The 21,291-nt window shown below is 70.1% G+C and carries 17 protein-coding genes and 2 pseudogenes; 11 read left to right on the top strand and 8 right to left on the bottom strand.

The window, feature by feature from the left end; translation table 11 throughout:
- Positions 1–45 precede the first annotated feature (45 nt).
- Together ACH492_RS34170 and ACH492_RS34165 are read left to right on the top strand one after the other, a co-directional pair.
- A pseudogene (locus ACH492_RS34170) lies at positions 46–234 on the top strand (VOC family protein); the annotation flags it as partial.
- Positions 235–429: 195 nt separating this feature from the next.
- Positions 430–1,764, top strand: coding sequence for a M28 family metallopeptidase (locus tag ACH492_RS34165; RefSeq protein ID WP_398992399.1), 1,335 nt, complete (start codon positions 430–432; stop codon positions 1,762–1,764).
- A gap of 93 nt (positions 1,765–1,857) precedes the next feature.
- Here the strand turns inward: ACH492_RS34165 and ACH492_RS34160 are convergent, their stop codons facing one another.
- The 5 genes from ACH492_RS34160 to ACH492_RS34140 form a co-directional block, all read right to left on the bottom strand.
- Entirely contained in the window at positions 1,858–2,802 is a 945-nt protein-coding gene (locus tag ACH492_RS34160) for an ABC transporter permease (RefSeq protein WP_398992397.1), read from the bottom strand.
- On the bottom strand, positions 2,789–3,763 hold the full coding sequence (locus tag ACH492_RS34155) for an ABC transporter ATP-binding protein (RefSeq protein ID WP_398992395.1): 975 nt from the start codon (positions 3,761–3,763) through the stop codon (positions 2,789–2,791). The genes ACH492_RS34160 and ACH492_RS34155 overlap by 14 nt, the downstream gene beginning before the upstream one ends.
- Positions 3,764–3,857: 94 nt before the next feature.
- Positions 3,858–5,114 (bottom strand): outer membrane lipoprotein carrier protein LolA, encoded by a 1,257-nt coding sequence (locus tag ACH492_RS34150; RefSeq protein WP_398992393.1) that lies wholly within the window; start codon positions 5,112–5,114, stop codon positions 3,858–3,860.
- A gap of 174 nt (positions 5,115–5,288) precedes the next feature.
- Entirely contained in the window at positions 5,289–6,305 is a 1,017-nt protein-coding gene (locus ACH492_RS34145; protein ID WP_398992391.1) for a CHRD domain-containing protein, read from the bottom strand.
- Between the two features lie 157 nt (positions 6,306–6,462).
- Positions 6,463–7,473 (bottom strand): polyprenyl synthetase family protein, encoded by a 1,011-nt coding sequence (locus tag ACH492_RS34140; protein ID WP_398992389.1) that lies wholly within the window; start codon positions 7,471–7,473, stop codon positions 6,463–6,465.
- 185 nt (positions 7,474–7,658) lie between these two features.
- Here ACH492_RS34140 and ACH492_RS34135 point away from each other — a divergent pair, with 185 nt between their 5' ends.
- From ACH492_RS34135 to ACH492_RS34100, 8 genes and pseudogenes are all read left to right on the top strand, one after another.
- Complete coding sequence (locus ACH492_RS34135) at positions 7,659–9,659, top strand: CocE/NonD family hydrolase (protein ID WP_398992387.1); 2,001 nt, start codon at positions 7,659–7,661, stop codon at positions 9,657–9,659.
- Between the two features lie 151 nt (positions 9,660–9,810).
- Positions 9,811–11,040 (top strand): fumarylacetoacetase, encoded by a 1,230-nt coding sequence (gene fahA, locus ACH492_RS34130; RefSeq protein WP_398992385.1) that lies wholly within the window; start codon positions 9,811–9,813, stop codon positions 11,038–11,040.
- Positions 11,040–11,732 (top strand): GPP34 family phosphoprotein, encoded by a 693-nt coding sequence (locus ACH492_RS34125; RefSeq protein ID WP_398992384.1) that lies wholly within the window; start codon positions 11,040–11,042, stop codon positions 11,730–11,732. The genes fahA and ACH492_RS34125 overlap by 1 nt, the downstream gene beginning before the upstream one ends.
- 129 nt (positions 11,733–11,861) lie before the next feature.
- Positions 11,862–12,632, top strand: a complete 771-nt coding sequence (locus ACH492_RS34120) for a GntR family transcriptional regulator (protein ID WP_398992382.1) — start codon at positions 11,862–11,864, stop codon at positions 12,630–12,632.
- A gap of 40 nt (positions 12,633–12,672) precedes the next feature.
- A complete protein-coding gene (locus ACH492_RS34115) occupies positions 12,673–12,900 on the top strand; it encodes a ferredoxin family protein (RefSeq protein ID WP_398992380.1) in 228 nt (75 codons plus the stop codon).
- A gap of 31 nt (positions 12,901–12,931) precedes the next feature.
- Positions 12,932–14,284: an ABC transporter substrate-binding protein gene (locus ACH492_RS34110; RefSeq protein ID WP_398992378.1), complete on the top strand. Its 1,353-nt coding sequence runs from the start codon at positions 12,932–12,934 to the stop codon at positions 14,282–14,284.
- Positions 14,281–14,547, top strand: a pseudogene (locus ACH492_RS34105) (ABC transporter permease); the annotation flags it as partial. The gene ACH492_RS34110 and the pseudogene ACH492_RS34105, both read left to right, overlap by 4 nt.
- A gap of 44 nt (positions 14,548–14,591) precedes the next feature.
- Positions 14,592–16,166, top strand: coding sequence for a HEAT repeat domain-containing protein (locus tag ACH492_RS34100; RefSeq protein WP_398992376.1), 1,575 nt, complete (start codon positions 14,592–14,594; stop codon positions 16,164–16,166).
- Here the strand turns inward: ACH492_RS34100 and ACH492_RS34095 are convergent.
- Positions 16,153–16,989: a hypothetical protein gene (locus tag ACH492_RS34095; RefSeq protein WP_398992374.1), complete on the bottom strand. Its 837-nt coding sequence runs from the start codon at positions 16,987–16,989 to the stop codon at positions 16,153–16,155. The genes ACH492_RS34100 and ACH492_RS34095 overlap by 14 nt on opposite strands.
- A gap of 132 nt (positions 16,990–17,121) precedes the next feature.
- Here ACH492_RS34095 and ACH492_RS34090 point away from each other — a divergent pair, with 132 nt between their 5' ends.
- Complete coding sequence (locus ACH492_RS34090) at positions 17,122–17,730, top strand: Uma2 family endonuclease (RefSeq protein ID WP_398992372.1); 609 nt, start codon at positions 17,122–17,124, stop codon at positions 17,728–17,730.
- A gap of 338 nt (positions 17,731–18,068) precedes the next feature.
- On the opposite strand, the gene nuoN is transcribed toward ACH492_RS34090, so the two are convergent.
- Together nuoN and ACH492_RS34080 are read right to left on the bottom strand one after the other, a co-directional pair.
- On the bottom strand, positions 18,069–19,718 hold the full coding sequence (gene nuoN / locus ACH492_RS34085) for an NADH-quinone oxidoreductase subunit NuoN (protein ID WP_398992370.1): 1,650 nt from the start codon (positions 19,716–19,718) through the stop codon (positions 18,069–18,071).
- Positions 19,715–21,286: an NADH-quinone oxidoreductase subunit M gene (locus ACH492_RS34080; RefSeq protein ID WP_356224125.1), complete on the bottom strand. Its 1,572-nt coding sequence runs from the start codon at positions 21,284–21,286 to the stop codon at positions 19,715–19,717. The genes nuoN and ACH492_RS34080 overlap by 4 nt, the downstream gene beginning before the upstream one ends.
- Between the last annotated feature and the right edge of the window lie 5 nt (positions 21,287–21,291).

Here is a 21,291-nt window from a genome sequence, read left to right as displayed (position 1 = left end):
GAGAGCGGGGACTACGCTACCGAACGCCTGGTTACGTCTTCAATGCAAGTCTCCGAAGGGAAGACGACCAAGAACCGACTCCATCTCGACCTGCACGTAGGCGAGGAGAACCGGGAGGCAGAGGTCGCGCGCCTGGAGGGCCTGGGGGCGTCCGTTCTGTACCACGCGAACGAGCCGATCGGCGTCTGGACCACCATGTCGAACCCCGAGGGAAATGAGTTCTGCGTGGAGTAGTGGAGGCAGAGACGGGGAGCGGGCGTCCGTTATGTGAACACCACTGACCGGTTTCCGCCCTTGACGGTGAGTCAAACTCTCGCTGAACTCACAGCACGCACTGCGCACCACCAGCTCCAACGCCCTGGGACCCGCCGTCCCAGGGCGTCTCGCACGTTCCGTCCTGTCCCCGTACGGAAGTCGGAGCCCCCACACATGACCCCCCACGTGAAGCTCTCCGCCCCCAGAAGAACCGCCGCGGCGGCCGCGCTCGCCCTCGCCGGGCTGCTCGCCTCCGCCGCGGCCGCCCCCGCCGCGACCGCGGCCCCCGCCGCCCCGGCGTCCGCGCTCGCAGCCCCCGACATACCGCTCGCCAACGTCAAGGCGCATCTCAGCGAGCTCCAGTCGATCGCCACCGCCAACGGCGGCAACCGCGCGCACGGCCGGGCCGGCTACAAGGCCTCCATCGACTATGTGAAGGCCAAGCTGGACGCGGCCGGATTCACCACATCCGTCCAGCAGTTCACCACCAGCGGTGCCACCGGCTACAACCTGATCGCCGACTGGCCCGGCGGCGACGCCAACTCGGTCGTCATGGCCGGCGCGCACCTGGACTCGGTCACCTCGGGCGCCGGCATCAACGACAACGGCTCGGGCTCCGCCGGCATACTCGAGACCGCCCTCGCCGTCTCCCGCGCCCAGCTCAAGCCGACGAAACACCTGCGGTTCGGCTGGTGGGGCGCGGAGGAACTGGGCCTGGTCGGGTCGAAGTACTACGTCAACAACCTTCCCTCGGCCGAGCGTTCAAAGATCTCCGGCTATCTCAATTTCGACATGATCGGCTCCCCGAACCCCGGCTACTTCGTCTACGACGACGACCCGGCGATCGAGAAGACCTTCAAGGACTACTTCGCGGGCCTCGGCGTGGCCACCGAGATCGAGACCGAGGGCGACGGCCGCTCCGACCACGCCTCGTTCAAGAACGTGGGCATACCGGTCGGCGGTCTGTTCACCGGCGCGAGCCGTACGAAGTCCAGCGCCCAGGCCCAGAAGTGGGGCGGCACGGCCGGCCAGGCCTTCGACCGCTGCTACCACTCCTCCTGCGACTCCAGCACGAACATCAACGACACCGCACTGGACCGCAACAGCGACGCGATCGCCCACGCCGTCTGGACCCTGTCCACCGAGCCGACCGTCCCGCCCGGCGACTTCTACGAGAACGCCGCCGACGTCGCCGTCCCGGACATCGGCGCGGCCGTCACCTCCACCGTGACCGTCACGGGCCGCACCGGCAACGCCCCGGCCGCCCTCAAGGTCGGCGTGGACATCAAGCACACCTGGCGCGGCGACCTGGTCGTCGACCTCGTGGCGCCGGACGGGACGGCGTACCGGCTGAAGAACTCCAGCGGCAACGACTCGGCCGACAACGTCATCGCCACGTACACCGTCGACGCGTCGAGCGAGACGGCGAACGGGGCCTGGAAGCTGCGCGTCCAGGACGTCGCGGCGCAGGACACCGGTTACATCGACAGCTGGAAGCTCACCTTCTGACCGCCACCCCCCACAGGCTGCATGCGTGTGCAGATACTGCGCACGCATGCAGTCGTCTCTGGAGTGCTTGAGTACGTAAGCCGGCCGCTCCGGCTACGCCGTGATGTCCTTCGTCGTGAAGCGGGCCCACGCCGCCGACCCGAACACCGCCACGTACACGCCCTGCAGGCCGAGGTTCTTGACCACCTCGTCCCAGTAGACGGGCTCCCGCATGAGGTCCGCGAAAGACAGCCAGTAGTGCGGGAAGAGGTAGGGGTGGATCCCGTGCAGTTGCGGAATCGTGTCCAGGATCTGCACCGTGATCAGCAGTCCGACGGTCGTCGCCATCGCCGCGATGCCGCTGCCGGTGAGGGTCGAGACGAACAGGCCGAGCGCCGCGATCCCGGTCAGCGAGGCCGCGACGACGACCGCGACCAGTGCGGCACGCAGCAGCCCGTCCCCGAACGAGATCCGGGTGCCGGAGATCGTGACGACATCGCCGAGCGGGAAGAGCAGCGCCCCGACCGCGAGCGCCGAAGCCGCCACGACCAGGGTCGCCACCAGGCAGAACGCGCAGGCCGCGGCGTACTTGGCGAACAGCAGCCGGGTGCGTCCGGCCGGGGCGACCAGCAGATAGCGCAGGGTGCCGGAGTTCGCCTCGCCCGCGATGGCATCGCCCGCGACGACGCCGATGGCCATCGGGAGGAAGACGGGCAGGGTCGCGGCGAGGGCGGCGAAGACCAGGAACAGCCCGTTGTTGGTGATCTGTGTGACGAAGGCCGGGCCGTGCCCGCTGCCGTCACCGGCCGGACCGCCGTCGCTCGTCTCGATCTTCACGGCGATGCCGATCAGTACGGGTACGGCTGCCAGCACCCCCAGCAGCGCGAGCGTGCGCCAGCGCCGGAAGGTGGTGGTCAGCTCGGAGCGGAACAGCCCCAGGGTCCACAGCGGGCTGGGCCTGCGAAGCGTCCCGGTCGCGTCAGCCGTCCCGACCGCGTCAGCTGTCACGTCTGCCGTCCCGACCGCCCCGGCCCCCTCGACCTCCTCAACCCGCGACATCGAATCCCTCCCCGGTCAGCGCGACGAACGCGTCCTCCAGCGAGGCGCGCTCGATCCCGAACCCTCGTACCCGTACACCGCCGTGCACCAGCGCGGCATTGACCTCCGCCAGCTCCACATCCGCGGCCGGCAGCTCACCGGTCACCCGGTCCTCTTCGACGGTCAGCTCGGTGACGCCCAGCTCTTTGAGCAGCCCGGCCGCGTCCCCCGGGTCGGGCGTGACGACGGCCAGCCTGCCCCGGGCGCCCGCCGCGAGATCGGCGACCGGCCCCTGGGTGAGCAGCCGCCCCTGAGCCATCACCGCGGCATGCGTGCAGACTTGCTCGATCTCGTCGAGGAGGTGGGAGGAGAGAAAGACGGTGGTGCCGTCGGCCGCCAACTCCCGTACCAGGGAACGGATTTCCCGCATGCCCTGCGGATCGAGGCCGTTCGTCGGCTCGTCGAGCACCAGAAGTCTGCGGGGCTGCAGCAACGCGGCCGCGAGCCCGAGCCGCTGTTTCATCCCGAGGGAGTACGCCTTGGCCTTCTTGCCGGCGGCGGAAGTGAGCCCGACCCGGTCCAGCGCGGCGGCGACGCGGGAGCCGCGGGTACGCGGATCGGCGCTCGGGTCGGCGGAGTCGTAGCGCAGCAGATTGTCCCGGCCGGTCAGATACCCGTACAGCGCGGGCCCTTCGATCAGCGCGCCCACCTGGGGCAGCACCGTGCGCACGGCGCGTGGCATGGGCCTGCCGAGGACCGTGGCGCCGCCCGCGGTGGGATCGATCAGTCCCATCAGCATCCGGATGGTGGTGGTCTTGCCCGACCCGTTGGGGCCGAGGAACCCGAAGACGCTGCCGGCGGGCACGGTGAGATCGAGCCCGTCGACGGCCAACTGCCCGCCCCGGTAACGCTTGGTGAGCCCGCGCGTCTCGATGACAGTCTCGACGCCGGTCTCGACGCCGCTCTCGTCGACAGTCTCCATGCCGGCTGTCATTGGTGTCCCCCGTTCAATCGGGTCAGCGCTCCGCCCCACCGTACGGAGCGTACGGCGGGGCGGACAGAAAGCGCGCCTTGGGTTACTTCGCCTCGTTCGCGGCCTTCACGAGTGCGTCCTTGGTGACGGCGCCGACGTAGACCGTGCCGTCGTCCGTCATCAGGGCGTTGACCAGACGGGTCTTGAAGACCGTGCCCGAGCCGAACTTCCCGTCGACCTGGTCGCCCAGCGCGTTCAGGAACTTCTCGGCCTCCGGCGGGACCTCGCCGTCCTTCGGCGCGCTGAAGCCCTCGCCGCCAGGCGTCTCGATCTTGGCGATGGAGGTCCAGCCCTTGCCGATGATGTTCAGCCCCTGGAAGTCCTCCAGGCCCTTGAACTCCTCGTGGTTCTTCGCGCCGTGCTCCTGGCCCTTCCCCTTCTCCACCTCGTCCGCCTCGGTCACCTTCGCGCCCTTGGGCGGGGTGAAGTCGAAGGTGGACGCGGCCGGCTTGGAGAAGTCGACCTTGGTGAAGCCGGCGTCGATCGCGGCCTTGCCGCCGCTGCTCGGGGTGAGCGTGAACTTCAGCGGCACGCCGTTCTTCGCGTCCACCGCGATCTTGATCGAGCCGATCGTCGAACCGCTCTGCTTCGGCTTGATGACCAGCTGGTACGCATCACGGCCGGCCACCTGCGCGGTGCCGCCCACGGTCACCGACGTGGTCTCGTCCGCGGCCTTCAGCGCCTCGTCGGCGAGCTCCTTGGGCGTGGTCGGCAGGTCCTTCGGCGCGGCCTCGTGCGCCTTGCCTGAACCGTTGCCTGAACCCTTGCCGGAGCCGTCGTCCTTGGAGTGGAAGGCCTCGTTCGACGCGCTGTCGTACGCCCAGACCTCGTCGCCGTTGTGGATCATGCTGTACTCGGCGGTGTCCTGAAGGATCGACAGCTTCTGCTTGTCGGGACCGTCGGCCGCGACCCGCAGTGTGTGCGAGCCGGAGGCCAGCTCCATCAGCTTGCTGCCGGGCGACGCGGACGAGCCCGTCCCTCCGTCCCCGCCCTTGGGGGCGAAGGAGCCGCCGCCCAGGTCGCCGAGGGCACCCAGGGACGGAAGGCCGAGGTCCGTGTTGATCTTCACCGTGCCGGAGAGCTGCTGGGTGTCCGACGCGGCCATCTTCTCGATGAGTTCCTGCGCGGTGATCTTCGGCAGATCGGGGTCACCGGAGGCAGCGAGCGCCGGGACGAGCCCGATGGTCGCCGCCGCCACCCCGGCCACCGCGGCCGGGACGATGTAGCGCGCTGCCTTACGGCGGCCCGCTGCGAGGTCCTTGGCCTCTTCGGTGGTCTGTGCGCTGTCGTTCGGTGCCATGGTGTGCCCTACCTCCGTGGTTGGTCAGGCGTGGTGGTATTCATCTGACCAAATGGGGCGTACAGAAGCGTCAGACCGCGGGAGCAACTTGGCGTACTGCTATGGGATGACAGTAGGACGCGGCGCCTCCCCCAACCAGTAGGGGAAGCGCCGCGAGCCCTGTTGCCGGAAGGGTTACTTCTGGATGAAGACGTAGTCCGCCCCGTAGGGGACGCCGGCGATCGCTCCCTTCTCGCAGCTGCCGGCCGGGGCGACGCCGCCCACGGTGTTCAGCCGGAAGATCTCCTGGGTGCCCGCGAACAGCCCCCGCTTCTTGCCGGACTGGGTGGCCTTCAGGTCCAGTTCAGGGATGTTCTTGTCGCCGTTCGGGGTCTTGCTGATCAGCTTGCCGGTGACGGCGCTGTGGTCCTGCGCGACCCACTGCGGCGTGCCCGAGTTGGGGGCGACGAAGGAGTGGGCGATGTTCCCGCCGAGGACGGCGCGGACATCGCGCTGCTGGAAGGAGCTCTTGCCGTCGTCGCCCTTCTTGCACTCGTAGATCTGCTTGCCCTTGACCACGGAGGCCTGGAAGTTGTCGAGGGCGTCGGCGACGTTGAAGGAGCCGGTCACCTTGTGGAACTGGCCGCGGACGGCGCCGCCCGGGAACTGCGCGGTGTGCAGATTGGCGTAGAAGCCGTTCGGGTCGGTCTTGAAGGCGTCGAGCACCGCCTTGTCCTTGACCTTCACCGTGCCGACGACCGCGCCGGTCCAGCCCTTGGAGTGGGTCTTGCCCTTGCTGAGCAGCTCCGTGAAGTCGATCTTGATTCCGCCGTTGGTCCCCCTCGCACCCTGGTGGACGTGGAGGGCGGTCGGCTTGTCGGTGCCGCGGAACTTCACGGCGACGGACACCTTGTCCCCCTTGACCTTCACAAACTCCAGCGCGGTGCCGTCGCGGTCACCGACGGCGGGTCCGCCCTGCACCGGCTCCTCGTTCGCGCCGTTCAGGCTCGCCACGAAGAGGGAGGCGGCGCGGTCCGAGCCGCTGCCGCCCGCGCCGCTCTGCACCGAGATGCTCGCGGCGCTGCCCCCGTGCCCCGTGTGACCGGCGGTGGAGCTCTTGCTGTCGGCGAAGGCCGGCAGAACGGCGAGGGTTACGCCCGCGGCGGCGGCGACGGCGGTGGTACCGATAAGGAAGGTCTTGTTCCGCTTCATTCTGGAATCTCCCCGTACATGATGCCTACGCCCGTTGCGTCGGCTTCCGGGCAGGGGTACGAAGCGGATCCGAGATTAGGCTCAATCCAAGAATGTGACCTGCATCACATACTCCGAGTTGACGCCGGATCCGGCCGCGGCCGTGGTACTGGGCCCGTCAGCCGGCCCGGTGGACCACCGCGTCGCAGAGCTCTTCCAGGGCGGCCTTCGCAAAGCAGTCGGGCAGCGGAGCGAGCATCGCCCGCGCCTCCTCCGCGTACCGCACGGTGTCCCGCCTGGCCTGCTCCAGCGCCGGGTGGACACGCAGCAGTCGCAGCGCCTCGGCGTGCCGGTCGTCGTCCGTCAGATCCCCGTCGAGCAGGGCAACGAGCTCCAGGTCCTCGGCCCGCCCCTGCGCCGCCGCCTGCGCGCGCAGATGCAGCACCGGCAGCGTCGGGATGCCCTCGCGCAGATCTGTGCCGGGCGTCTTGCCCGACTCGTGCGCGTCGCTGGCAATGTCGAGCACGTCGTCGGCGAGCTGGAACGCCACGCCGAGCCGTTCGCCGTACTGGGTGAGGATGTCCACGACACCCTCGTCCGCGCCGGACATCATTGCGCCGAACCTGCCCGAGACCGCGATCAGCGAGCCCGTCTTGCCCCCGATGACATCGAGGTAGTGCTCGACCGGGTCGCGGCCGTCGCGCGGCCCCGCCGTCTCCAGGATCTGGCCGGTGACCAGCCGCTCGAAGGCCTCCGCCTGAATGCGGACGGCCTCCGGGCCAAGGTCGGCCAGTATGTGCGAGGCCCGCGCGAACAGGAAGTCGCCGGTCAGCACCGCCACCGAGTTGCCCCAGCGGGCGTTGGCGCTGTCCACGCCGCGCCGCACATCGGCCTCGTCCATCACATCGTCGTGGTACAGCGTCGCCAGATGGGTGAGCTCGACGACCACGGCAGAGGGCACCACACCCGGCGCGTACGGATCGCCGAACTGGGACGCGAGCATCACCAGCAGCGGCCGGAAGCGCTTGCCCCCGGCGCGTACGAGGTGCCGTGCGGCCTCCGTAATGAAGGGCACCTCGCTCTTGGTGGCATCGAGCAGTCCCGCCTCGACAGCCGCCAATCCGGTCTGGACATCGGCCTCAAGAGCCTGGTCCCGCACGCTCAGCCCGAACGGCCCGACGACGGTCACGAGGGGATCTCCTGTCTGCTGACGATCACACGGATTGTCGATGTGTCGCTGGAAACACTCAAGTCAGCGTATCCGGTCGCCTTTCGATCACCGTGGGCGCCTTCCCGCCTCCCCCGGTATGTTCGTGATCAGTCCATACGACCATGAGTGGCCCCTTTGCCCGGAACATTCGCTGAGGTCATGCCATGCACATCCGCACCGATTTCCCGTACGAGACCGCCCACGAGGACATCCGTATCGCGATGCCGGACGGTACGAGGCTGTACGCGCGGATCTGGCGGCCACTGACCGACGAGCCCGTCCCCGCCCTGCTCGAGTATCTGCCCTGCCGGCTGACCGACTGGACCGCGCCGCGCGACTGGCAGCGCCACCCCTGGTATGCGGGCCACGGCTACGCCTCCGTACGTGTCGACGTGCGCGGACACGGCAACAGTGAGGGCCTGCCCGGCGACGAGTACGACGCGACCGAGCTGGCCGACGGCGTCGAGGTCGTCAACTGGCTGGCCCGGCAGCCGTGGTGCACCGGCCGGGTCGGCATGTTCGGCATCGCCTGGGGCGGCGTCAACTCGCTCCGGATCGCCGCTCTCGCACCAGAGCCGCTCAAGGCGATCGTCACCGTCTGCTCGACGGACGACCGCTACGACAATGACGGGCACTACCTGGGCGGTTCGATGCTCGCCGCCGCCATGCACGCCCGGGCCGCCACCATGCTCGCCTTCGTCTCCCGCCCGCCGGACCCCCTCTTCGTCGGCGCCGAGTGGCGCGAGATGTGGCTGAAGCGGCTGGAGGCCGTCGCCCCCCTCATCCACACCTGGCTCGGCCACCAGATCCGCGACGACTACTGGAAGCACGGCAGTGTCCGCGAGGACTACGCCGCCATCGACGCGGCGGTCCTGGCGGTGGGCGGCCGGCACGACCCCTACCGGGACACCGTGCTGCGGCTCGTCGAGCATCTGCCGCACGATCGCGTACGGGGCCTGATCGGCCCGTGGTCCCACCAGTACCCCGACCGGGGCCGGCCGCCGGGTCCAGCGATCGGTTTCCTCCAGGAGACGCTCCGATGGTGGGACCACTGGCTCAAAGACGCTGCCACGGGCGTCATGGCCGAGCCCCTGCTGCGCTCCTGGATCAGCGAGTCGCACCCGCCCGCTACGAGCTACCCCGAGCTGCCCGGCCGCTGGGTCGGGGAACCCGCGTGGCCCTCGCCGCACATCACGCCCGTCCTGTACACACTCCAGGGCGAACCGTTGATCGTCGACTCGCCCCAGCACACCGGAGTGGACGCCGGCAGCTTCCTCCCCTCCGGCAACGACGCCGACCTGCCACCCGACCAGCGCGACGAGGACGCCCGCTCGGCCTGCTTCGAATTCCCGGTCACCGGTGACCCGATCGAGATCCTGGGCCGCCCCCGCCTCACCCTGCGGCTGCGCCTGGACGTGCCCTACGGCCAGGCGATCGCCCGGATCTGCGACGTCGCCCCGGACGGCGCGTCAACCCTGGTCACCCGCGGGGTCCTCAACCTCTCCGCGCGCCACGGCCGCGAACGCGCCAACGCCTGGACGCCCGGCGCGAGCGAGGACGTCTCATTCGAGCTGAACGGCATCGGCCACACCTTCCCGCCCGGCCACCGCATCCGGCTCGCCGTCTCCTCCGCGTACTGGCCGTGGATCTGGCCGCAGACCGGCTCGGCCGGCTTCACCCTGGACCCGGCGGGCTCCCGCCTCGAACTCCCCGTACGCGAGACCGGTGAGAGCACAGCGGACACGATCACCTTCGAGGAACCCGAACAGTCCGCGCCACTGGGTGTCAGCTCCCCCGCCACGCTCGACGAGCAGCGCCCGGAGCGGCTGGTGGTCCGGGACGTCGCCAAGGGCGAATGGCGGCTGGAGGTCGACCCATGCCACGACGGCACCCGCGTCCACCCCGACGGCCTGGAATTCACCGAGGAGGCACTGGAGACGTACTCGATCCGCCAGGACGACCCGCACTCGGCCCGCGCCCGCTCGGACTGGACGATCCGGCTGCACCGACCGGAGCTGGCCTGGGACGTACGGATCGAGACGCGCTCCGAGATCACCTGCGACGCGGCCGACTTCATCACGTCGAACGAGGTGGTGTGCAAGGACCACAACGAGGTCGTCTTCCACCGCACCTGGGAGAAGCGCATCCCGCGGATGGCCGGCTGACAGCCGGTCCGGGCCGGACTTTCCGGCGCCGGTCCAAGCCGGTCCAAGCCGGTCCAAGCCGGTCCTTCCTGCCGGTCCGGGCGCAGTGCCGCGGCGGGGCGACGCCCACGTAACGTGTGTCCCACACCCGTGGAAAGCGAGGCAAGCACCGATGCCCGAGCAGAGCCCGCTCGATCTGGCCGAGGGCGATCCCTTCGGCCCGCACAACCTCCCGTACGGCGTCTTCACCACCGCCGACGAGCCCGACCGCCGACGGCTCGGCGTCCGCATCGGCAACCACGTGCTCGACGCCGGAGCGGCGGCCCACGTCCTCGGCTCCCCCTACGCCGCCCTGCTGGCCCGGCCGAGCCTCAACCCGCTGCTTGCGGCGGGCCGCACCGCCTGGCGCGACGTACGCCGCGCGCTCACCGCCTGGCTCACCGTGCCCGCCCACCGGCAGGACATCGAGCCGCTGCTGCACGCGCTCGACTCGGTCACGCTGCATCTTCCGTACGAGGTGGCCGACTATGTCGACTTCTACGCGAGCGAGAACCACGCCACCAACGTCGGCAAGATCTTCCGGCCGGACGGGGACGCGCTGACCCCCAACTGGAAGCACCTGCCGATCGGTTACCACGGCCGGTCCGGCACCGTCATCGTCTCCGGCACAGACGTGGTGCGCCCCTGTGGCCAGCGCAAGACGCCCGCCGACGCCGCCCCCGTCTTCGGCCCGTCGGTCAAGCTCGACATCGAGGCGGAGGTCGCCTTCCTCGTCGGCACCCCCTCCGAGCTGGGCAGGCCGGTGGCCCTCGGGGACTTCCGCGAGCATGTCTTCGGCGTCTCGCTGCTCAACGACTGGTCGGCGCGTGACATCCAGGCCTGGGAGTACGTCCCGCTCGGCCCGTTCCTCGGCAAGTCGTTCGCCACCTCCGTCTCCGCCTGGGTGACCCCGCTGGAGGCCCTGGACGCGGCGCGGTCCGCCCCGCCCGCCCGCGACTTCGATCTGCTCCCCTACCTCGACGACTCGGACGAGGACGAGCCGGGCGGCTTCGACCTGCGCATCACGGTGGCGGTCAACGGCCAGGTGATCGCCGAGCCGCCGTTCGCCACCATGTACTGGACGGCCGCCCAGCAACTGGCGCATATGACGGTCAACGGCGCCTCGCTGCGTACGGGCGATCTCTACGGCTCCGGAACGGTCAGCGGCCCCGAGGTCCACCAGCGCGGCTCGCTGCTGGAGCTCACCTGGAACGGCCGGGACCCGTTCGAGCTCCCGGAGGGCAAGCGGACGTTCCTGGAGGACGGCGACGTGGTGACGATGACCGCGTGGGCGCCCGGCCCGGACGGCACCCGGGTGGGCCTCGGCGAAGTGACCGGCCGGATCATCCCGAGCGCCGGCTGATGAGTGAACTCACCCTGCCCGAGGAGCTGTTGCTGCTCGCCCTCGACCCGGCGACGGGCCGTCGGCACTGCGGAAGGAGCTACCTCCAGTACGGTCTGGCCGGCGCCGCCCTGGCCGAACTGGAGCTCCAGGGCAGGGTCGCCGAGGCGCGCGGCCGGGTGACCGTGGTCAATCCGCTGCCGCCGCAGGACCCGCTGTCGGCGCAGATACTGGCGAGCCTCCCGGCCCCGGGCACGAGCCGGTTCGGCGGCGGCGTACGCGCCCGGCCCTGGGTCAGGCGCACGGGGCGTCACGTCGAGGAGCTGTGCTTGCACCAGCTGGTGGGGCGCGGTGCGCTGCGGGTGGAGACCCGCCGCTTCCTGGGCCTCTTCCCGTACCACCGCTACCCCGCGGCGGCCGAGGACTGGTCGGTCCCGACGCGTGCGCGCTACGCCCAGTCGATGGCGGCCGGTTTCCCGGACCGCCGCAGCCGGCTGCTGGCCGCCTTCACCACGGCGATCGGTCTTGCGCGGGTGCTGCATCCGGGCCGCACCTGGCGGGAGAGCGGCGCGCTGCGCGTTCTCGTACGGGAGGAGTGGGCCCCGTACGCGGTGCACCGCGCCGTCAAGCAGGACAAGCGGTCGAGCAGTAGCAGCATCAGCATCGGGGACGGGTCCGGCGGCGGAGGCGACGGTGGGGGCGGTGGCGACTGACGCCCCCGCGGTGGCAGATCTTTCCGGCTGACCTGCGTCACCGCAGGTCAGCCGGGTGTTCCGGCGGGCTCTGGTGGCGCAACACTCCGGCAACACCATGCGTGGGAAAGCCTCGGTATGGTCCACCGCATGCCAGCCGAACGAATCCGTGAGCACACCGTGCCGGTCGCCGCGGCGCGCCGGCGGCGGCTGCGCGCGGACCAGGCGCGGCAGCTCGCCGACCTGTTGCGCCACCAGGTGCGTACGGGCGGCTTCCCAGGCGGCGTACTGCTACTCGAAGGCACCATCGGCGACGACTACCGGGTCTCCCGGAACACCGTCCGGCAGGCGCTCGATCTGCTCCGGGCCGAGGGGCTGGTCGAGCGTCAGCCCGGCGTCGGCACCGTCGTGGTGTCCGAGAAGTACCCGCACGGCCTGGACCGGCTGCAGGGTCTCGCCGAGACCCTGCACGAGCACGGCGACGTCACCAATGAAGTCCGTACGGTCGGACCCGTCTGCGCGCCAGCGCCCGTGGCCCGGCGGCTCGGCCTGGCGGACCACGCCGACGTCCTCTACATCGAGCGGCTGCGCCGGCTGAACGGCCTGCCCCTCTCCCTCGACCTCACCTACATCCCCCTCGACATCGGCGCCGGTCTGCTCGGCTGCGACCTGGAGCACACCGATGTGTTCCGGCTGCTCGAGACCCTGACCGGGCAGCCGCTGGGCACGGCCGAGATCACTCTGGAGGCCGTCAACGCCGACGCGCACTCCGCCGCCGTACTGCAGGCCCCGCGCGGCGCGGCCGTGCTCATGCTCGAACGGCTCACGCATCTGTCCGACGGGCGCCCTGTGGACCTGGAGTTCATCCGCTTCCGCGGCGACCGCATCACCATGAGCGGGCTGCTCCACCGCTCCCTCTGACGCCCTTCTTCGCCCTCACCCCTTTCCCCGGGAGACAGCCATGGCTCTGGCCCCCCAGCGCGCCGACGTGCCCGTGACCATCGACGAGTCGAAGTGCATCGACGGCTGCACCCTCTGCGTCGACATGTGCCCGCTCGACTCCCTCGCCATCAACCCGGACAGCGGCAAGGCCTACATGCACGTCGACGAGTGCTGGTACTGCGGCCCGTGCGCGGCCCGCTGTCCCACGGACGCGGTCACGGTCAACATGCCCTATCTGCTCCGGTGAAGCCGGCAAAGGTCGAGAGGTCCGAACTCCCATGATGCGCAAGGCACTTACCGCTGCACTGGCCGTCCTGCTGACCGTCCCGCTCGCCGCGGGCTGCGGCGGCGACGCCAACGCGGGCGGCTCAGGCACGGTCACCGTGACCGTCGGCTACCAGTCCAAGACCATCAACACCGTCACCGCCGGCACCCTGCTGCGCTCCCTCGGTTACTTCGAGCGGGAGCTCGCCGCGCGCGGCAAGCGTGACGGCGTCACGTACAAGGTGAAGTGGCAGGACTACGCCACGGGCGCGCCGATCACGGCGCAGATGACCGCCGGGAAGATCGACATCGGCTCGATGGGTGACTTCCCGCTGCTGATCAACGCGGCCCGCGGCAAGCAGCTGAACCGGCCGACGAAACTCGTCTCGGTCACCGGCTACAACCTTCGCGGCGGCCTCAACACCGTGGTCACCCCGCTCGGTTCGAAGCTGGACTCGCTGGCGGACCTGCGTGGCAAGAAGGTCTCGACAAGCGTCGGCTCGGCGGCCGACGGGCCGCTCGTACGGGCGCTCCAGCGGGCGGACATCGACCCGGAGAAGGACATCCGCAAGCTCAACCAGCAGCCCGCGGTGGGCGCTTCGGCCCTCCAGGCGGGCAGCGCGGACGCGCTCTCGCAGTTCGTGGCCTGGCCGGGGCTGCTCGCCTTCCAGGGCCGGGCGCGGGCGCTGTACGACGGCGCGGAGCTGAACCTGCCTACCTTCCATGGTGTCACCGCACGCGAGGAGTTCGCCAAGAAGCGGCCCGCCGTGCTGGAGGACTTCCTGCGCGCCCAGGCCGACGCGACGGAGTATCTGCGCAAGCAGCCGGTCGCGGCCGCCGAGTCGGTGGCCAAGGCCACCGGGCTGCCGCCCGAGGTCGTCTACCTCTACAACGGCGCGAACGGCATCGCCACCTTCGACCCGTCGATCAAGCCCGCGCTGGTGGACGCGCTGAAGAAGGACGTGCCGGTGCTGCGCTCGGCGAAGCTCGTCGGTGATGTGGATGTGGACGGCTTCGTCGACGACCAGTACGTGAAGCGGGCGTACGGCGACGGCTATGCGAAGGCACTCGCCGCCACCCCGGCGCCCGCGCGGAGCGAGGTGTGGCTGAAGGGCGGGACCACGCAGTCCTTCGACAGCCCGGGCCTGCTGCTGGCTTACCTCGCTCAGAACGCCGCGAACGTCCGGGCCGCGTACGTCCCCGACGCCACGACCGGCACGCTCTGGTTCGCGGACAAGGCGGTGTGGGTGGCGGACGGCACCAAGTTGCTGCCCTTCGTCACCCCGTCGGCGGCCGCCGCGTATGCCGCAGTGCACGCGGGCGCTCGTACGATCCCGTACGCCGAAGCCCTGGAGCGGGCGTCATGACCGCCCGGCACTCCCGGCACGCGCGTCACGTCCTGCGCGTCCTCTCGCTCGCCGGGGCGCTCGGGCTGTGGCAGCTGCTGACCGCCCTCGACGTCAATCTGTGGCTGCGCTTCGAGCAGTTCCCCACCGTCACGGACGTCGCCCGCGAGTTCGGGGAGCGGATCGGCAGCGGCTCGTACTGGCAGGACCTGACCGACAGCCTCACCCGTATCGTCACCGGCTTCGCCCTCGCGGCCGTCGCCGGGGTGGCGGTCGGCACGGCCACTCGGCCTCCGGCGTCCGCGTCGACGACCACGCCCGCACCACCGTGCCCGGTCTGTACGCGGCCGGGGACCTGGCCTGCGTCCCGCACAACTACATGATCGGCGCGTTCGTCTTCGGCGACCTGGCTGGGGCGGACGCCTCGCAATTCACGGCGTACGAAGGCGAGTTGCCCACCGACCAGGTCCGCGACGCCCACGAGCTGATCTACGGCCCGCTGCGCAACCCTGACGGCCCGCCGCAGCCCCAGGTCGAGTACAAACTCCGTCGCTTCGTGAACGACTACGTCGCCCCGCCCAAGTCCGGCGCCCGGCTCTCCCTCGCCGTGGAGCACTTCGAGCGGATGCGCGGCGAGATCGCCGAGATGGGCGCCGAGACCCCGCACGAGCTGATGCGCTGCGCCGAGGTGAGCTTCATCCGCGACTGCGCGGAGATGGCGGCGCGCTCCTCGCTCGCCCGTACGGAATCCCGCTGGGGCCTCTACCACGAGCGTACGGACCACCCGCAGCGCGACGACGAGGACTGGCTGCACCACCTGGACCTGCGCAAATCCCCGTCCGGGGCAATGGAGTTCACGGCCCGCCCCGTCTCGCCCTATCTGGTGCCGGTCAACGAATTCAGCCCCACCGGCGGGCTGTCCCGCCACCTCGGGGAGGTCCACCCTGAGCAGGTCTCCACCGCCGGACAGCGCGATATCGCGCCGACCGGCTCCCGAATCACCGCTCCCGTACGCACCGAGACGCATGTCTCAGCCCACTCCCCCCGCATCCTCGAACTCCTCGCCCTTACCGAAGAGGAGCCCTCGCTGGTGGAGTTGAGCCCCTATCTCTCGGACGCCGACCCGGCGGTCCGAGCCGCCGCAGTCGCCACGCTCACCGAGACCACCCCGGACGGCACAGGCCCGGCACTCGCCGCCGCCCTGGTGGACGAGGACGCGGCGGTACGGGCGGGTGCAGCGGCCTCCCTCCAGGAGCTGGTGGAAGTCCTGCCGCCGACGGGCGAGTTGAGCACTCTGCTTCTGGCAGCACTCGGCTGCGACGACCCCACGGTCCGCTCCACCGCGCTCGACGTCCTGCGCGCCCTGCGCCTGGGCGAAGCCGCCGCCTACGCCCGTACGCTCGACGACCCGGACATCGAGGTCCGCATCGCCTCCGTACGCGCCCTGGTCTCGGTCGACGCCCTCGATGTCGTCGCCCGTGCAACCGCCGACCCGGCCCGCGAGGTCCGCGTCACGGTGGCCCGCAGCCTGAACGCCCCGGGAGCCCTCGCCCCTCTCCTCCAGGACCCGGACGTCCTGGTCCGCGCGGCCGCACTCGCCGCCCTGTCCACCACCGGGTGCCCCGCCCCGTACGACACCGCGGCCGTCACCGCGCTGACCGCCCCCGCCTGGCAGATCCGCACGGGCGCTGCCTCGGCCCTGGGCGCGGCCGGCCCAGAACTAGCCGTCCCCGCCCTGACCAAGGCACTCGCCGACCCGAACGCCGACGTCCGCAAGGCGGCGGTCCTGTCCCTGCTCCGGCACACCGCCACCCCGGAGGCCCGCGCCGCCCTGTCCACTGCGGTCCACGACCCGGACGCGGACGTACGCGCCTACGCCTCCCGGGCGGCTACTCCGGCCTGAGCGGCGGCAGCCCCATCGCATTGGGAAACGGCACCCCGCCCGCCTCGACGATCCGCCGCGCGAGCGGACGCAGGCACTCGGCGAGCCTCACGTCGCCGAGGAGGGGCCGGGCGAGCCGATCGGTGGTGACCTCGATCGCATCCCGCTCCAGGCAGCCCGCGTCGGTGAGGGTGCCGTCCTCGGCCAGCACTCCCCGCTCACGGAGACGTCCCTCGGCGTCCTGCCACTCGTCCTCGCTCCACCCACGGTTGAGCCGCTGCTCGGCCGGGGCGAGCCCCAGCGCCACGCTGATCACATTGGCCTCACACCCGTCCACCCCGGCAGCCAGGAGTGCGACGACATGCCCGTCGCCACGGAATTCCCGCAGCGCGGTCGCCGCCCACCACAGCGCCAGATGGGGCTGCTCGGGCACCGGCAAAGCGGCATGCGCCGCAAACAGCACCCGCCCGGCCACCGGCAACGCCTGAACCGCCCGCCGCCCGAGCTCCGCGGCCTCGACGACCTCCGGCCCGTCGACGAGTTCCCCGAGCAGCCGCCGCAAAGCCTGGTCAGCCACATCGAGCCGGGCCGCGAGGACCTGCTCGGGCGGACACCGATCCCAGGCATCCGGAATCGCCCGGGCAACCCGGGCGGGCGCGAAGTTGTAGAAGGCAGCGGTCACCACCTCCGGCGCCACCGCACCGAGCGCGGCGGCGCGGGAGGCGAAGTACCCCATCCAGAAGCCCTTGAGCCCGGACCCGACGGCGGAGTAGACGGGCCCCGTCTCGGGCGCGAAGTAGACGGGCGCGTGTACGCATTCCAGCAACTGCCAGATGTCGTCCATGGTCGCCGACGCTAGCCGACACACAGTGCGCGTCAACGGCACGTGATTCGTTCACACGTGCGTGGGGGCCTTGTCCCGTTCCCTCCGGATACGCTGATCAGACCCGCGAGACTCCGTCCCATGGGAGCACTGATGAGCGTCGAACCCCAGGCCTCGAAGCCCAGCTGGCCCGTCCCGCCCGTGGGTGGCTGGACGGCCGACGACCTGGACCGGCTTCCGAACCTGCCTCCGCACACGGAGCTGATCGACGGGAGCCTTGTCTTCGTGAGTCCGCAAACCGTCTTCCACATGCGCGCGGTCAGCTTCTTCGAGTGGCAGCTGCAGTCGGTCGTTCCGCAGGACCTCGAGGTCTGCCGGGAATTCACCATCGACATCGACCGGCAGAACAGGCCGGAGCCCGATGTGTTCGTCGTGCGCGGAGAGGCCATCGAGGAATCGGACCAGACCCGGTTCCCGGCCGAGTCCGTCATGCTGGCCATCGAGGTCGTCTCCACCGACTCCGTGACCCGGGATCGCGAGACGAAGCCGGTGAAGTACGCACGGGCCAAGATCCCGCACTACTGGCGGGTGGAGGACAATGAGGGCCAGGCCGTCGTCTACGTCTTCGAACTGGAGCCGACCACGGGCGCGTACACCAGCACCGGCATCTTCCACGACCGGATGAAGGTCTCCGTCCCCTTCGCCGTCGACCTCGACCTCACCCAGATCAAGTCCCGCCGAAACAGGACCGCCGAAGAGTAGCCGGTCGGTCGCGTACGAAGGCCAGGCACCTCACCGAGGCCCCGGGCCCGAGACGACGGGGCAACATCGAGGGCGGCGACTCCGTACCGACCCTGCCGCTGCTGACGCGCCTGGCCAAGGCCCTGGACGCTCGCTGACGATCGACCTGGACGGCGACACCTCGACGTTTGCCTTCACCGCGCACGAACGCCACCAGCTTGATGATGCATCGCCGGGGGGCGTTCCTCGGCGGCTTGACGCGGCTCCGCCACACGCGGCGCACTCCTCGCGGCATAAAAAAGCGCTCGCCGCGGCGTCGTCGAAGACACCACGGCGAGCGCTCAGAAGCCGGGGCCGGGCTACCGCACGAACACGCTCGCCTGGCTTGCCAGGTCCAGGAAGTACTGCGGGGCCACGCCCAGCACCAGCGTCACCGCCAAACCCACCGCGATCGTCGTCATCGTCAGCGGCGAAGGCACCGCCACCGTGGGGCCCTCCGCCTTCGGCTCGCTGAAGAACATCAGCACGATGACCCGGATGTAGAAGAACGCGGCGATCGCCGACGAGATCACACCGACCACGACCAGCGCGCCCGCGCCGCCCTCCGCCGCCGCCTTGAAGACCGCGAACTTCCCTGAGAAGCCCGACGTCAGCGGAATGCCTGCAAAGGCCAGCAGGAACACCGCGAAGACCGCCGCCACCAGCGGCGAACGCCGCCCGAGCCCCGCCCACTTGGACAGATGCGTCGCCTCGCCGCCCGCGTCCCGCACCAGCGTGACCACCGCGAACGCGCCGATCGTCACAAAGGAGTACGCCGCAAGGTAGAAGAGGACGGACGAGATGCCGTCGGGCGTCGTCGCGATGACACCGGCCAGGATGAATCCGGCGTGCGCGATCGAGGAGTACGCAAGGAGCCGCTTGATGTCGGTCTGCGTGATCGCGACGATCGCACCGCCCAGCATGGTGACGATCGCGATCGCCCACATGACCGGCCGCCAGTCCCAGCGCAGCCCCGGCAGCACGACGTACAGAAGGCGCAGCAGCGCGCCGAACGCGGCCACCTTCGTCGCCGCCGCCATGAAGCCGGTGACCGGAGTCGGCGCGCCCTGGTAGACGTCCGGCGTCCACATGTGGAACGGCACCGCGCCGACCTTGAACAGCAGCCCCATCAGGATCATCGCGCCGCCGATCAGCAGCAGCGCGTCGTTCCCCATGGTGTCGGCGAGAGCCGGGTCGATGGTACGCACGCTGCCGTCGACGACGTCCGCAATCCTCGCGTACGACACCGAGCCCGCGTACCCGTACAGCAGGGCGATCCCGAACAGCAGGAACGCCGACGAGAAGGCTCCCAGCAGGAAGTACTTCACCGCCGCCTCCTGCGACATCAGCCGCTTGCGGCGGGCGACGGCGCACAGGAGGTAGAGCGGGAGCGAGAAGACTTCCAGCGCGATGAAGAGCGTCAGGAGATCGTTGGCGGCCGGGAAGACCAGCATGCCGGTGATCGCGAAGAGCACCAGCGGGAAGACCTCGGTGGTGGTGAACCCGGCCTTGACCGCGGCCTTTTCGCTGTCGCTGCCGGGTACGGACGCGGCCTGCGCGGCAAACGAGTCGACTCGGTTGCCGTGCACCTCCGGGTCGAGGCGGCGCTCGGCGAAGGTGAAGACCGCGACCAGCGAGGCCAGCAGGATGGTGCCCTGCAGGAAGAGCGCCGGGCCGTCGACCGCGATCGCGCCCATCGCCGCGATCTTCGCCTTGGTGGTGCCGTATCCCCCGGCCGCGAGAGCGACGACCGCCGCAAAGGCGGCCACGAGGGCGACAACGGTCAGGAACACCTGGACGTGGTAACGGACCTTGCGTGGAACGAATGCCTCCACGAGCACACCCACGATGGCGGCGCCGACGACGATCAGCGCCGGTGCCAGCTGGGCGTACTCGACAGTCGGAGCCGGGATCTTGTCGATCGGCTCGGCTGCCGTTGTCCACAGGCTGTGGACAGCTGTAGCGCTCACTTGGCCGCCTCCACCTCGGGCTGGGGGTCCTTCTTCTGTACGTCGGACATCGTGTGCTCCACCGCCGGGTTGACGATGTCTGTCAGCGGCTTCGGGAAGACGCCGAGGAAGAGCAGCAGCGCGATCAGCGGAGCGACCACGGCCAGCTCACGGACCTTGAGGTCTGGCATCTCCCGCACCTCGGTCTTCACCGGGCCCGTCATCGTCCGCTGGTAGAGGACGAGGGTGTAGAGCGCGGCGAGCACAATGCCGAAGGTGGCGATGATTCCGGCCACCGGATAGCGCGAGTATGTGCCGACCAGGACCAGGAATTCGCTCACGAAGGGCGCGAGGCCCGGTAGCGAGAGCGTGGCCAGACCGCCGATCAGGAAGGTGCCGGCGAGTACCGGGGCGACCTTCTGCACCCCGCCGTAGTCCGCGATGAGCCGCGAGCCGCGCCGGGAGATCAGGAACCCGGCCACCAGCATCAGCGCGGCCGTCGAGATCCCGTGGTTGACCATGTAGAGCGTCGCGCCCGACTGTCCCTGGGACGTCATCGCGAAGATGCCCAGGATGATGAAGCCGAAGTGCGAGATCGAGGCGTACGCGACAAGGCGCTTGATGTCGCGCTGGCCGACCGCGAGCAGCGCGCCGTAGACGATGCTGATCAGCGCAAGCACCAGGATCACGGGCGTGGCCCACTTGGAGGCGTCCGGGAAGAGCTGGAGGCAGAAGCGCAGCATCGCGAACGTGCCGACCTTGTCGACGACCGCGGTGATCAGCACGGCGACCGGCGCGGTCGCCTCACCCATGGCGTTGGGCAGCCAGGTGTGCAGCGGCCACAGCGGCGCCTTCACCGCGAAGGCGAAGAAGAAGCCGAGGAACAGCAGCCGCTCGGTGTTGGTCGCCATGTCGAGCGTCCCGGACGCCCGGGCCTCGGCGATCTCGTTGAGCGAGAAGCTGCCCGCGACGACATAGAGCCCGATGACCGCGGCCAGCATGATCAGGCCGCCGACCAGGTTGTAGAGCAGGAACTTCACGGCCGCGTACGAGCGTTGGGCCGCGGCGTTCTCGTCGCTGCCCGCGTGGGCACGGTCCCCGAAGCCGCCGATGAGGAAGTACATCGGGATGAGCATGGCTTCGAACAGGATGTAGAAGAGGAAGACGTCGGTGGCCTCGAAGGAGAGGATCACCATCGCCTCGACGGCCAGGATCAGGGCGAAGAAGCCCTGCGTCGGCCGCCACCGCGACGACTTCGTCTCCAGAGGGTCGGCGTCGTGCCAGCCCGCCAGGATCACGAACGGGATCAGCAGCGCGGTCAGCGCCAGCAGCGCCACCCCGATGCCGTCCACGCCCAGTTCGTACCGGACGCCGAAGTCCTTGATCCAGGCGTGCGACTCGGTCAGCTGATAGCGGTCGCCGCCGGGCTCGAACCGCACGAGCACGATCGCGGCCAGCACCAGTGTGCCGAGCGAAACCAGCAGCGCCAGCCACTTGGCGGCGGTGCGCCGCGCGGCCGGGACGGCGGCGGTGGCGATCGCGCCGACCGCCGGGAGTGCCGCCGTCACCGTAAGGAGAGGGAACGACATAACAG

Origin of the sequence: Streptomyces sp. NPDC019443 (assembly GCF_044389785.1) — a bacterium.
Classification (GTDB): Bacteria; Actinomycetota; Actinomycetes; order Streptomycetales; family Streptomycetaceae; genus Streptomyces.
The sequence above is the reverse complement of the archived record's forward strand: the minus strand, read 5'-3'. Positions and strand labels throughout refer to the sequence as shown.